At 68.2% G+C, this 12,552-nt stretch carries 9 protein-coding genes; 3 read left to right on the top strand and 6 right to left on the bottom strand.

Annotated elements, in window-relative coordinates; all coding sequences use genetic code 11:
• Positions 1–30 precede the first annotated feature (30 nt).
• From ACWCSV_RS32625 to ACWCSV_RS32615, 3 genes are all read right to left on the bottom strand, one after another.
• Positions 31–1,335 (bottom strand): MFS transporter, encoded by a 1,305-nt coding sequence (locus ACWCSV_RS32625; protein WP_451148518.1) that lies wholly within the window; start codon positions 1,333–1,335, stop codon positions 31–33.
• A gap of 93 nt (positions 1,336–1,428) precedes the next feature.
• Positions 1,429–2,145, bottom strand: coding sequence for a GntR family transcriptional regulator (locus ACWCSV_RS32620; RefSeq protein WP_451148516.1), 717 nt, complete (start codon positions 2,143–2,145; stop codon positions 1,429–1,431).
• Positions 2,146–3,064: 919 nt separating this feature from the next.
• Positions 3,065–4,807 carry a CocE/NonD family hydrolase gene (locus ACWCSV_RS32615; protein WP_451148514.1) on the bottom strand — a complete coding sequence of 581 codons (1,743 nt, stop codon included), beginning with the start codon at positions 4,805–4,807 and terminating at the stop codon, positions 3,065–3,067.
• 131 nt (positions 4,808–4,938) lie between these two features.
• On the opposite strand from ACWCSV_RS32615, the gene ACWCSV_RS32610 reads away from it, so the two are divergent.
• Together ACWCSV_RS32610 and ACWCSV_RS32605 are read left to right on the top strand one after the other, a co-directional pair.
• Entirely contained in the window at positions 4,939–5,574 is a 636-nt protein-coding gene (locus ACWCSV_RS32610; RefSeq protein ID WP_451148512.1) for a TetR/AcrR family transcriptional regulator, read from the top strand.
• Positions 5,571–6,638: a magnesium and cobalt transport protein CorA gene (locus ACWCSV_RS32605; protein WP_451148510.1), complete on the top strand. Its 1,068-nt coding sequence runs from the start codon at positions 5,571–5,573 to the stop codon at positions 6,636–6,638. The genes ACWCSV_RS32610 and ACWCSV_RS32605 overlap by 4 nt, the downstream gene beginning before the upstream one ends.
• A gap of 122 nt (positions 6,639–6,760) precedes the next feature.
• Here the strand turns inward: ACWCSV_RS32605 and ACWCSV_RS32600 are convergent, their stop codons facing one another.
• On the bottom strand, positions 6,761–7,408 hold the full coding sequence (locus tag ACWCSV_RS32600) for a TetR/AcrR family transcriptional regulator (protein WP_451148508.1): 648 nt from the start codon (positions 7,406–7,408) through the stop codon (positions 6,761–6,763).
• Between the two features lie 115 nt (positions 7,409–7,523).
• On the opposite strand from ACWCSV_RS32600, the gene ACWCSV_RS32595 reads away from it, so the two are divergent.
• On the top strand, positions 7,524–8,219 hold the full coding sequence (locus ACWCSV_RS32595) for a hypothetical protein (protein WP_451148506.1): 696 nt from the start codon (positions 7,524–7,526) through the stop codon (positions 8,217–8,219).
• Positions 8,220–9,040: 821 nt separating this feature from the next.
• On the opposite strand, the gene ACWCSV_RS32590 is transcribed toward ACWCSV_RS32595, so the two are convergent.
• Both ACWCSV_RS32590 and ACWCSV_RS32585 read right to left on the bottom strand, forming a co-directional pair.
• Positions 9,041–10,102 carry a hypothetical protein gene (locus ACWCSV_RS32590; RefSeq protein ID WP_451148504.1) on the bottom strand — a complete coding sequence of 354 codons (1,062 nt, stop codon included), beginning with the start codon at positions 10,100–10,102 and terminating at the stop codon, positions 9,041–9,043.
• An 800-nt stretch (positions 10,103–10,902) separates the two neighbouring features.
• Positions 10,903–11,733: a TetR family transcriptional regulator gene (locus ACWCSV_RS32585; protein ID WP_451148502.1), complete on the bottom strand. Its 831-nt coding sequence runs from the start codon at positions 11,731–11,733 to the stop codon at positions 10,903–10,905.
• Positions 11,734–12,552: the final 819 nt, after the last annotated feature.

Below are 12,552 nucleotides of genomic sequence, written 5' to 3'. Positions count from 1 at the left end.
GACCTTTCGTGGTGCTGGTGGAGCGGTTCTTCATGCTTCGCTCCGGTCGGGAATCCGGCGGGTGAGAAGGGTGAAGACTGCGAAGGTGATCGCTGCGAAGGCGGCGGCGTTCAGCATCATGAAGCGCCAGCTGGTGAGATCCACCGTGATGCCGAGGATCGCCGGGCCCAGAGCCATGCCGGCGGAAGAGGCAATGGTGTAGAGGGCGGTGTAGGTGCCGAGCACCTTCTGGGTGGGGGCCAAGTTCCACAGGGCAACCAGTGCGTTGACGGCGAACGAGGCGTAGCCGATGGCGGAGAGGACCGTCGAGACGACCGTGCCCGGGACCGTCGGGACGGCGAAGCCCACCAGGAGGCCGATGACGAACAGTCCGACGCCGTAGCGCATGGCGCGCAGTTGCCCGAGCCGGTCGGAACCGTAGGCGAGGGGCAGCACGCACACCAGGAAGGCGACGGCGCCCGGCAGGGCGAGTCCGCCGGCTTCACCTCGGGTGAGCCCGAGCACCTCGGTGCCGTAGGGCGTGTTCAGCGAGCGCAGCGCGGTCCACATGCCCGAGAAGCAGAAGATGCCGATCATCAGGAGCACCGTGGGGCTGGAGGGGCTGCGTACCGCGTCCCTCAGGACCGCCCAGGGAGAGGCGAACTCCGGTACGTCCTCATGGCTCTCGGTGGGCCGGTCGAGCAGGAGTGCTTGCTCGTGTCGGCGGCCGAGGAACATCCAGGACAAGCCGAGCATGATCAGCATCAGGACCGGGGGGATCGCGAACGCCAGGTGAAGGCTGCGGTCCACGACCAACAGGCTGATCAGGGACGAGACGATGATCGTCAGGCTGACGCCGGCCTTGATGAACCCCTGGGCCTTGCTGCGGCTGACGGCGGGGACGTAGTCGGATATCAGGGTTTCGGTGACGCCTTTGAAGGCATTGGCGACCAGGGCGAACCCGACGACGCACACCACCAGTGCAGGGAGACCGTCCGCCCAGGGAATGAGTGCGAACGGGACCGTGGCGACCGCGGCGCCGATCAGCACGATCGGCCATCGCCCCGCCCTGCGGCGTACGAGCCTGTCGGAGAGGAATCCCACGGACGGCTGGGTGAAGATCCCCAAGGAGTGGTCCAGCCCCATGATCAGGCCGATGACGCCCGCCGAGGTGACGTACCGACGCAGCTGCTCGGGGACCTGCGCGTCGTAGAAATTCCAGACCGCTTCCTGGGCGAAGACCGCCAGGGTGACCCAGAGCACCGCGCTCGCGCTCATCCGCCTCCCGGAGGCGGGCGCCGACGGCACAGGGGTGTACATCGGCCCTGCAGCGGTCGCGTCGGGTTGATGCAGCATGGCGGCTCCTTGCCATATGCTATAGCAAAAGGGATACGCGCGCGCCGACTGTCGCCGTGACCCGATGGGCAGGCAGCCGGACGCGTCGGTCGATCAGATGCTGGAGAGCTGGTGCAGCGCTTCGCGATGATGATGCGCGGCGAGCAGTTCTGCCCGCTCCTCGTCCCGGTCGAGAAGAGCGTCGAGCAGGGCACGGTGTTCCCGGAACCTCCGGCGGAAAGCCTCGGCGCGCTCCGGAGCGAGCTTGATCGTCAGATCGAGACGCTCCTCGTCACTGAAGGCACGGGCCTGCTGGAGCAGGCCTTCGAGCACCGGATTCCCGACCGCCGCCTCCATCTGGTGATGGAAGCGGCGCAGATGACGGTGGACGGCCACCAGCTTGTCGGTCACGTCGGCCTGCGCCCCGCGTTCGGCAAGATCCTGCTCGATCCCACCGACCAGGGTGTCGGCCTGCTCCAGCGTCTCGCCCAGGTCGGTGAGCTGTGCATCTGTAGCATTCCGAGCGGCCAGGCGGGCCATGAAGGCGGACAGCCGCACCTCGGCCTCCACGATCTCCGAGCGTGCAGAGGCGGAATGGTCGGCGATCCGCAGCGAGCGGGTCCCGACCCGCTCCACCACCTTCTCGTGCACCAGCTGGCGCAGCGCCTCGCGCACGGGTGTGGGACTGACGCCGAGGCGGGCGGCCAGGTCACGTTCGGTGATCTTCTCGCCCGGCCGCAAGGACCCCTCACGCACCGCAGCACGAAGCCGCCGGTACGCCTGGTCGGCCAACGACGTCGTCTCCATCGGGCTGAGGGCATCGGTGCTCATGTCCGCAACAGTGCCGCCGCTATAGCAAAGAGTCAATAGGTTGGTTTCCTGCAGATGTCTGCGGCGTCGCCGAGCATCGGTTGGATCCGGGCCCACTGTCCGGTCCGGACGCCCCCACCGCCCGGCCGCTGGTGGCAATCCATCCATCGCCTCCGGTTCTACCGGAAGGCATGGTGCAAGGCGACGCTGCTGCTACCGGAGAGCGGCTACGGCCCGGCCGTCCGGGCGACTGCCCGCGCGGTTTCCCGCCGACTCGAAGAGGACGGGCCGTAAGCGGCCTCACGGCCCGGCGATACGCATGCCCCTCCGTGAGGCAACCGAATCCACGCTGAAGCCACGCAGAACCGCTGCGAGAGCCGGCGCCTTCAAGCGTGGCGAAACTCTTCTCCGGACCTGCCCGGCCAGAATCCTCCCCGGGGGCGCGACCCCGGGGAGCGCCGAGACGGACTCCACGACACCTCGGTCCCCACGGGTTCCGTCCCTCCGACGTACGGCATCTTCCACCGGCAATGGGAGCCCCCTTGGCAAGCCTGTCACCCGTCTTTCGAGTGAGGCCTCCCAGGGGGATCGAGCGAGCCGGCGGAGCGCCGTCATCGGCTACCGATCAGCTTCCCCGGCCGGCGGACAGGGGCTCCGTCGCACCGGGCCGGCAAGGAGACCTGCTGCTGATGGTGGACGGCGGTCCGACGGTGGACAGACATCGCCGCCGGCCTCTCCATCCGCGCGGTATGCCGCAGGGGTGGCCGACTCCACCGCGCCCCGGCCCCGTAGCCCCTCGGCCACAAGCACCTGAGCCGCTGGGTGTCGGCCTCGCGGGTCCGGGGGCTCCTCATACAAGCGACCCACCGCGCTGACGGCGGCCCGTGTCGGTCCCGAGCAGTTGCGGGTCCGCCTGCGCTCTGGGGCGGACCCGCAACCGTCAGGCTGCCTTGACGGGCAGCTGGAGGTACGAAGCGCGCTCTCCCCCGGTGTGGATGACGTGCTGGCCGCTGTTGGCCGGGACGTACTCGCGGTTTCCGGGCATCATCGTTCCCAGCAGCGACCGGCCGCTGACGACGAAGCGCAACTGCTCGCCGGGGTAGAAGGTGAGCCCGACCGGAAGCAGGTCGATCTCGACGTCGACGACCTGCCCGGGTGAGAGCTTCTCGATCCGGTCGAAGCTGTGGGCGGGAACGTCCTCCGTGGAGAGCTTCTCGTCCAGGTGGCGCATCGAGACGCGCAAGCGTCCGTCTGAGCCCTTGTACCGCAGGATCGAGGCGCCTCGCTCGGTGACGTCCTGGATCAGGGCGCCCTGGTTGGGCACGGTGAACTGCTGCAGCGGCGTGCCGTACGCGTCGAGCTTCTGGACCAGGACGAACAGGTCCATGTCGTCGGAGCCCTTCGCCTCGACCCACAGGTGCGCCTTGGGGTATCCGACCAGCACGGTCTCCTGGTCGAAGCGGGTCACGAACGAGACGGTGTCCGGATTGGACCCGACGGCGTAGCCCGCCGTCGCCTCGGCGCTGGGCACCGACGTCGACAGGGTCCGCGAGCGGCCGTCGAGGTAGTACTTCGTCGACGTGACGTCCTCCGGCGGGAACGTGTCCGCGGGGACGTTCACCTTGTCGCCGCCTTCGAGGTCCAGGAGCGAGTAGCGGACGCGGGGCGTCTGCTCCCATCCGTTGTCCTCGTCCTTGAGATAACGCTCGAAGAACCGGTGCAGGTCCTCCCGGTTCGCCTCGTCGTAGTAGTCCGGCCACTCCTGGCTGTTGTGGATGCGCAGCCACTTGTCCTCGGAGGCGATCCGGCGCCAGGCGCGGAAGGTGCCCGCGGTGTGCAGCGTGTTGGAGTAGCTGGCGACGATGTACGCGGGGACGTCGATCTGCTCGAAGAGCGGGATCTTCTCCTCCCACAGGTCGCCCATGAGCGGGTGGCGCTCTGCCTCCGTGACGATGTCCTCGCGCCGCCCCTTGCCGAAGTAGCTGTGGTCCTGGAGCTGGCTGGCGAATCCGGTGTCGGGCATGCCGCCGCGCATCACCAGGTCGCGGTAGACGTCGCTCACGCCCTCCCACGGGTTGATGGCCGCCAGGTGCGGGGGCCTTTCGGCGGCGGTGAACCACTGCGAGACCGCGAGGTAGGACGTTCCGCTCATGGCGACCTTGCCGGTGCACCAGTCCTGGACGGCCAGCCATTCGACGAGGTCGTAGCAGTCCCGTCCTTCCTGGCGGTCCCACACGACGCTGTCGCCCTCGGACTCCGCCACGCCCCTGATGTCCGGGTTGCAGATCGCGTAGCCCTGCGCACACCAGTAGGCCGGATCCGGGCCTTCGAACTTCTCCAGGCCGGAAACGACGTCGTTGCCCAGCCCCACCATGCCGAAGATGCCCATCACGCTGGCGGAGGTCCCCTGGCCCTTCCCGTACGGGCTCCAGGCCACGATGACCGGCACCTTCGCGGCCCCGGCGGGACGGAAAACGTCGACGTGAATGGTGACTCCGTCACGCAAAGTCACTGGAACGTCCTTGTCCAGGACGATGTCGACCGGCACGGACTGGAACTGCGGTGCGATCCGGAAGCCCGCTTCCAGCGTTCGTGTACCCGGCTCGAAGCTGCTCAGAATCCCGTACCGGGGGCCCGGCTCCAGCGGCTGGGACGGCTTGTACACCCTCATGTCATCGCTCACGACGAGCTCCTCGCATCTCTCGGACTGCCGACGTGCTCTGCCTGCGCATCGACCGTACGTCCGCGAATCCGATAACTCAACCCACGTTGAGTTCCACGTTGAGTTATCGGGCGAGGAGGTACTTTCTGAGCATGACCGCGCATACGAACTCCGCCACCGCTGGGCGCCCGGGGCGCCGCCCCGGGCCCAGCACGACCCGGCAGGCAGTCCTTGACGCCGCTCGTGCCCGCTTTGCGACTGACGGGTTCACCGCGACCACGATCCGACGGGTCGCGTCCGACGCGGGAGTGGACGCCTCGCTGGTCATGCAGTACTTCCGGTCGAAGAACGAACTGTTCGCCGCCGTCATGTCCATCCCGGCGGACGCGCTGAGCCGCTTCAGCGCCGCGTTCGAGGGACCCGACGAGCTCCTCGGCGAACGAGTCGTACGTGCCTTCCTCGGGATCTGGGAGGGCGACATCCGGAGCTCCGAACCGCTCATGGCAACGCTCAGGGGCGCCATCGTGAACGAACAGGCGAACGAGCAACTGCGCGAATTCCTCCAGGAGCGGATGCTCATCAACGCCGTGGCGTCACGTTCCGTCGACAACGCGTCGCTCCGGGCGGGCATCGTGTCGTCGATGCTCGTCGGGCTGGTGGTGGGACGAGACCTCGTCCGAGTCCCGACGCTCAGCGAGGCCGAGCGTGAGACGCTGGTCCGGCTGGTCGGACCCGCTGTCCAGAGCGTGCTGGTCCCGCCGCCGGCAGACGAGAGGACGGGCCGATGACGGCGATCGACGGTCGGATCTATGTCGAAGGCCGTCGCACCGCACGCCCGGTGGACTTGCAGGACGCCGCCGACAGTCTGGAGCGGTCGGGAGGGGTGGCCTGGATCGGGCTGATGGACCCCGGTCCGGATGAGATGGAAACCGCCGCAGCCCGATTCGGGCTGCACCCGCTGGCCGTCGAGGACGCGTTCAAGGGACATCAGCGCGCCAAACTGGAGCGGTACGGCGACACCATGTTCGTGGTGTTGCGGCCCGCCTCCTACGACGACCGACGCGAGCGCGTCGATTTCGGCGAGGTGCACCTCTTCGTCGGTCCGCAGTTCGTCATCACCGTCCGGCACGGTGCGGTACCCGATCTGTCGGCGGCCCGCGACGCCCTGGAGGCCGAGCCGCAGTTCCTCGGCATTGGCCCCGAGGCGATGCTGACGGCTTTTCTCGACGCCATCGTCGATGACTACGCGCCTGTCGTCGCGGGGCTGGTCAACGACATCGACGAGGTCGAGGACAGCCTCTTCGGGGAGGGAAACGCCGATCCCGCACTGTCACAGCGGATCTACCGACTGCTCGAGCAGGTGATCGCGCTCCAGCGCGCGGTCGACCCCCTCTCCGACATGGTGCGGGGTCTGCTCAGGGGCGCGGGCAGATACGGTACCGGTGACGAGGTGCAGAACCGGCTGCGCAACGTCCTCGACCATACGATCCGGGTGACCCAACGCGTCGACGGCTCGAGGTCCCTGCTGGAGAACGCGCTGACCGTCCACTCCACGCTGGTGACGATGGAGCAGAACGACGCCATGCGTCGGATGTCGAGTGCGAGCCTCGCCCAGGGCGAGGAGAGCCGCCGCCTCGCCGAGGAGACCATCGAGCAGGGCGAGCAGGTGAAGAAGATCTCGTCGTGGGCGGCGATCCTGTTCACGCCGACCCTGGTCGCGTCCATCTACGGCATGAACTTCGATCACATGCCCGAGCTCCATTGGGTGGCCGGGTACCCGTTCGCCCTCGCACTCATGGTCGGCTTCGGCGTCGGGCTCTGGGGCGTCTTCAAGTGGCGTCGGTGGCTCTGAGTGGGCTGCGGCACGCGAAGAAGTCCGTGACACACACGTGTACCTGCGATGACTTCCATGGGCTCACAAAGCCCGCAGGTGTGACGTCTCGTCGCAGCCGTGCCCGTGCCGCGACGACCGCCTCAGGTTCGGGCGCGGCGCCGGTCGGGAGTGAGGAGGTAGGCGATCGCCATGTCGCTGAGGTCTTCCGCGTACCGGCTCACCTCCTCCTCCCCGGTGACCGGGTCGGGGCGCACCGAGTTGTGGAAGCAGGCCCCGAGAACGGCGCGGGCGGCTGTGTCGAGGGCCGCCTCGGGGTTGGAGCGCCGGATCTGACCGGTGTAGGGCGCTGTCGCTTCAAGGAGGGAGCGGTGGATTTCGAGGATCGCGCGGGCCCCGCGGTCCGGCGACTTCACACCGCGCGCGCGAAGCAGTTCGGGAAAGAGGTTGTTGTTGTCGGTGAACGATTGCAGCAGCGCGCGGGCGTAGGCGTCCATGACGCCGGAGAGTGACGGCTCAGCGGCGCGCAACTGCTCGGCCACGTACTCCTCGCGTCGCTCCAGCATCCGCTCGCTGAGGGCGGTGATCAGCTGATCCTTGTCTTCGAAGCGACGGTAGATCGTGCCCACCGAGACGCCGGCGTGCTCGGCGACACCGGTCATCGTCATCTCTTCCAGGCCGGCCGACGCGGCGACTTCCTCGGCCGCCCGCAGTACGCGAGCCAGGGTCGCGGCGCTGCGTGCCTGCCGGGGCTGCCGGTAGAGCGCTGGGCGGTCTGGCTCCTCAGTCATGTGACGCATCGTACCGGCGTCGATCCACGCAGGTCCTTTGACAAGTCCCGCACCTCTATGAGTATCCTCGAAATGCGAACGTGAATTCATGTTCACATATCGAGGAGGTTCAACCATGACCGACAACCAGATTTCTCCCGTGACCGTGACGCTCCAGTCGGGGCCCACCGGCGGAGGGAGCATCGACGACCTCGAGCTCTTCTACTCCCGCCGCGCCCTGGACCGCTTCCGGACACGGCTGGGCCGCCAGGGCCTGCTCGACCTGCTGGCCGCGGACATCGAGGAAGGCAACGCCTTCCTGCGGGACAGCGCCCTCGCCTCCGACGGTGCGTTCGAGGCAGGCACGACGGTGCTCACGACGAAGGGCCTCACCTCGGCCGACTTCCTCGCGTGGATGGAGAAGGCCTTCGCGGGCGACGAGAGCGCGCTCCTCGCCGCGCACCCCGAGCACTACGTCATGGCGCCCGGGGCCGACGGCGCGTTCAACGTGGTGGAGAACATCGGCCCCCACGTCTGTTCCTTCTTCATGGGCGGCTGGGGAACGGACGCGATGGCCTGGGCCGCGGACGCGCCCGAACTCCTCCCGGAGTCCGACTTTCCGCACAAAATGTCGTCGAACCTCTTCCTGGCCGACGGCACGATCGTCGGACGGGCCCTGACCCAGTTCGGTGACACCGCCGGCGGCTTCACCGCGAGCCTGACGGTCTATGTCCCCACCACGTGCCCTCCGGAGGTACTGGAGCACCACCTCCGCCACTACGCGGTCGAGTTCCGGAACTGGATCGTCGTCGCGGCGGCGACCCGCGCCTGAGGAACGTCCGTCCGGATGCCGGAATGCCCGGCCCCTCGAGGGGCCGGGCATTCCGGCATCCGGCCTACGAGTGCCGCGCCGTTCCCTCTCCGGCAAACCTGGGGCTGGGAGAGCGATCCTCTGGCCGCAGACCGCGACGAGCGTGTCGCCGAGGTCTGCGGCAATGGCTCCGTCGTCCTGCACCGACGACGAACCCTCCAACCGGGTACTCGTCGTCAACGGGCCCCGACGGGGCACATCTGGCTGGTCAGCGACGTGGGCGCCTACCAGCACCCGGGGCCGGAAGCCTTCGGCTTCCTGGAGTGGGTCCAGCGCCGGCACACCGGTGACGGGCGGTGGGACCGACCGCCGCCCGGAGAGCCCGACGTGCCGGGAGCGCGTCGGGCTCGAACGTCTGATGAAGAAGCCACCGCCGCCGCGGAAGAGCTCCACACCCGGTTACGTCGATTCTCGGCGCGTCACCGAACCAACCGGGCCGTCACCCGGTTCGGCGGCCTGCCTTGCGCGGCGAGAGAGCGCTGACAGTCCGTCGGGAACATGATCTCGCCCGTGTCCGGCTGCGGTGCGGGATGAACATCACCGTTCGTCCGCACGTCGATGCGCAAGCCGCAGCAGAAGGCCGTACCTTCCTCCGACACCCGGAAGATCTCCTCCGCACCGAACGACTCCGAAGTACGGGGGCCGGCTCGGCCACGTCGTCGTCGTGGCCGAGCCGGCCCACCCATCGCCGCCCTCTCCCGGGGAAGCCCAACTGCCGAGTGCGGGGAACACACTCGGCAGGACTGCGGACCTGCTTCCGCGACGTTTCGGAAGCGGCGGATTCAGCGACCCGGGGCAGCGCCCTCCAGGAGTGGGACCGCACCCGACGGCTCGCGTTCGGGAGAGGCGAGTCCGGACTCCGCAGGAGCGGTACGCCTTCCGCGCCGGTCGGCGAGCAGGGCGAAGGTGACGCCGAGAACGATCCACACCGTGAGGACGAGTGCGGGGAAACCGGCCTGCGTACCGTCGAAGAAGCCGTTGGTGCGCATGAGGCTGCCCGCCGCGCCGGGGGGCAGCAACTGCCCGAGGGTGGCCCAGCCGGACGGCAGCCAGTGAGGCCCGGTGGCAAGGCCGGAGAGCGGGTTGCCGAGAAGCATCATCAAGGCACCCCCGAGGGCGAAGCCGGCCATCCCCAGGAATGCCTGGAGACCGAGGAGAGTGGTGGACATGGCCGTCATGCCGAGGATGACCCCGAGAGCATTGAGCCAGTAGTCGCCACCGATCGTGTCCGTGCCGAACTGAAGGACCGCGGCGACGACAGCACCCGCCACGACGGAGAACATGACGGCTCCCGCGAGGCGCGTCCGCAGCCCGCGATGCCCCGGGAAGACACTGCCAAGAATCAGCGCGGGAAAGATCCCGCCGAAGATGATGGGCATCAGCGCCGCGGTCAGCCCGGCACCACGGGGGTCTTCCGAGGTGAAGGGCACCAGGTCGTGAACGGTCACGGACGTGCGCTGCTCCGCGGCGAACGTGTTGCCCAGAGCCGTCAGGGCACTGGTCGCGGACGGTGCGCCCGCCGTGGCGGTGTAGACATCGAGTGCGCCCTTGTGCAAGGCCAGGCCACCAGTCACGTCCTGACTCCGCACTGCCGTTCGGAGTTCCGACGTGCTGTCGTACACGTCGATGTCCCAGGCGTCTCCGACGAGACTCCTCTGCAGATCCCGGGTGGCCTGCCCGGTTCCGGTGATGCCTACGGGTACGTGGTGGGGGCCGCTGTGGAGCGAGGGCAGGGCGAACGCACACAGCATGGTGCCGATGAGAGCCGCGAGCCCAAGAACGACGAGGGTCAGTTTGCGGGTTGTGTCCGGGGACTTGGAGGCACGGTTGCCCATAAAGATCATTCCGATCGCCTGTCCTGCATGCGACAGGGCCCATGAGAGTCGGGTCTGAAAAGAAGGTGGAAAGGCGCGGGCGCTGTCATCGCCTCTTGCGACGGCAAAGAGCGCGGCGCCACATCGAGACAGCGAATGAGGCCTCATTCTCCTGATACTCGATTACAGGTTAAGCGTACACAAGTGTCAAGTCTCCACATCGGGTAGCCCTGCGCGGCGCCCGCCCTGGGGAGCGGCCTGCGGCCGACGAAGCAGCGGCGACGCGAGCGGACGTCTCATCGCCCGCGTGACGATGAACACGACTGGGCATGACCTGCTGTCGGGCCTGACCGACACACCTTCACGCGCTCGTTCGGCAGGAATCGGAGAACCTGGCGCACTGGGACGTAGCGACTGGCCTCGGCATGGACGCCTGGCCGCTCCCCTTCGTGCCCGAGACACGCGCACCGACGGGTGTCGCACAGGTCCTCAGTGCGACGACTCCCGCGGTGGACGCTGGTGGGGACCACACCCTCGAAGCGCTCCTCGGAGCGACCCGCCTCGCGCCGTCGTCACGACCACAACGCAGGGCCGCGAAGCGCTTACCCGGGCCCTTCCCGGACACATCGCGGTCGTCCGGCGTCTTCTACTGGAACTTTGTCGGGCCCGGACACCACCGCGCTCGGCGGCATCCTCAGCCGGGTTCGCAGTCACATGCGCGCCCAACCGCCCCGTTCCGTTGCCGCCCGCAAGCGCGTACCAGCGAGGGGCAAGGCAGCAAACGGAACACCGTGAACCGGATTTACCGCCCTTCCACGCACACGATCCCGTCAGTCGGCGAGAGCGCCCTGCGGGGCTGCGCCGCCGACCGGAGGCAGCGCCACCGCCCAGAGGAAGGCTCGGGCGAACGTCTCGACGGCCTCGCCCCTCGGCGGCATGTATTCAGCGGCTACACGGGTGGTGACGGGGCGCAGCAGGAAGTGCAGAAGGAGAGGGCTGACCATCTGCTGAGTGAGCAGCAGCAGGGGAATGTCCCTGATGCGACCAGCGGCCACCTCCGAGGCGAGCCACTGCCCGAGGCCGGCCAGCATCCGCGGAGTGAGGCTCTGGAAGGCGATCTCGACGTTGCCGTCGCCAGGTCGGGCGAACACCTCGGCCATGAGCGCGGGCAGGACGCGCGGCTCCCGCTCCAGTGCGTCGCCCAGCATGCGGAACACCTGATGAACGGTCTCCTCCAGGTCGCCGTGCGGTCCCGCGAGAAATGCCTCGACATCGACGATCGGGCTGTAGCGATCGAACACCGCGCGCAGAAGCTCGTCGCGGCCGCCGAAGGTCGCATAGAGGCTCGGGACTGAACATTCCGCCGCTGCCGCCACTCGCTCGAACGTGACCCTGCCCAGGCCTTGCTCGCTGATCAGGCCGCCTGCGGCTTCGACCGCGCGTTCCCTGACCGGCTTCCGGCCCCCGGGTTCCACACCGGCGGCCCGCAGCGCTTCGTCCAGTGCACGCCGACTGCCACCCAGCCTGCGAAGCAGCGTGCTGCGGGAGATCCCGGATTCTTGGGCGATGTCCCGCAGAGTGACGTCCGCCGGCGGCAGCTCGCGAGACTCCGCGACCCGCAAGGTCGCCTCGATGATCTCCTGGGGGACTTGGGGAGCCATCGACTCATCGCTACCTGACATAACTCTCAGTATATACGGTACCCAGTTTCGATACTGCGCGCGAACGACGGGGTCGCGCCTACCGGCTCGCGCCGGACGTCACCCGGACGAAAGTGCCCGCATCGCGCGGGTGGGGCCGCCCCACCTACTGTCCGACGACAATCTCGGGCCCTGCATGGGCCCCGCCGCCCCGTCCAAGCGACCCTCGCACGCCTCCCCATGACCACCGGATCACGCCCGCACGACGACCACTCCCCCATGCGGCACTCCAGACGGGAGGGCATCGCGCCCACGTACCGAGCGAGCACGACCCCTGGCGACCGAGATCCGGCCGGACACGTCGATGGAGGCGCGGACACCGTAGACTGGAACGCGAATACACAGTAGGTTAACTAACGTGTCACACGTCAGGCGGGCACCGGTGCTGCGATCCCGACGCCCGGGTCGCACACGAAGGGCCAACGAATACACCCTGCGCGGACTGGTACGCCGAAATGGTGCTTCCCAGGCATCGCCGCGAGGCGTCGAAACGTCCTTCCCTCCGACGAAGACGACCGGACCTCAGGCACCTGGGACGAGGGATCCGGTGCGGTGAACAGCTGGGCCTGCGGTGCACTCCGCATCACGCCGGGGCTCCGCAGCAGGAACTTCGAGAGAGTGAGTGGTTATGTCTGCAGCAGGCGACGACGCAGTCGCTGGTGGCGTGATGGCTGCCAGTCCTGAGGAGCGCCGGTTCGAGCCGCCGGCCGAGCTGGCCGCGAACGCCAATGTCACGGCGGAGGCGTACGAACAGGCAGCCGCGGACCGGCTGGGCTTCTG

The organism is Streptomyces sp. NPDC001770 (assembly GCF_053596135.1).
Note: the sequence above shows the minus strand (reverse complement) of the source record. Positions and strands in the feature narration are given on the sequence as shown.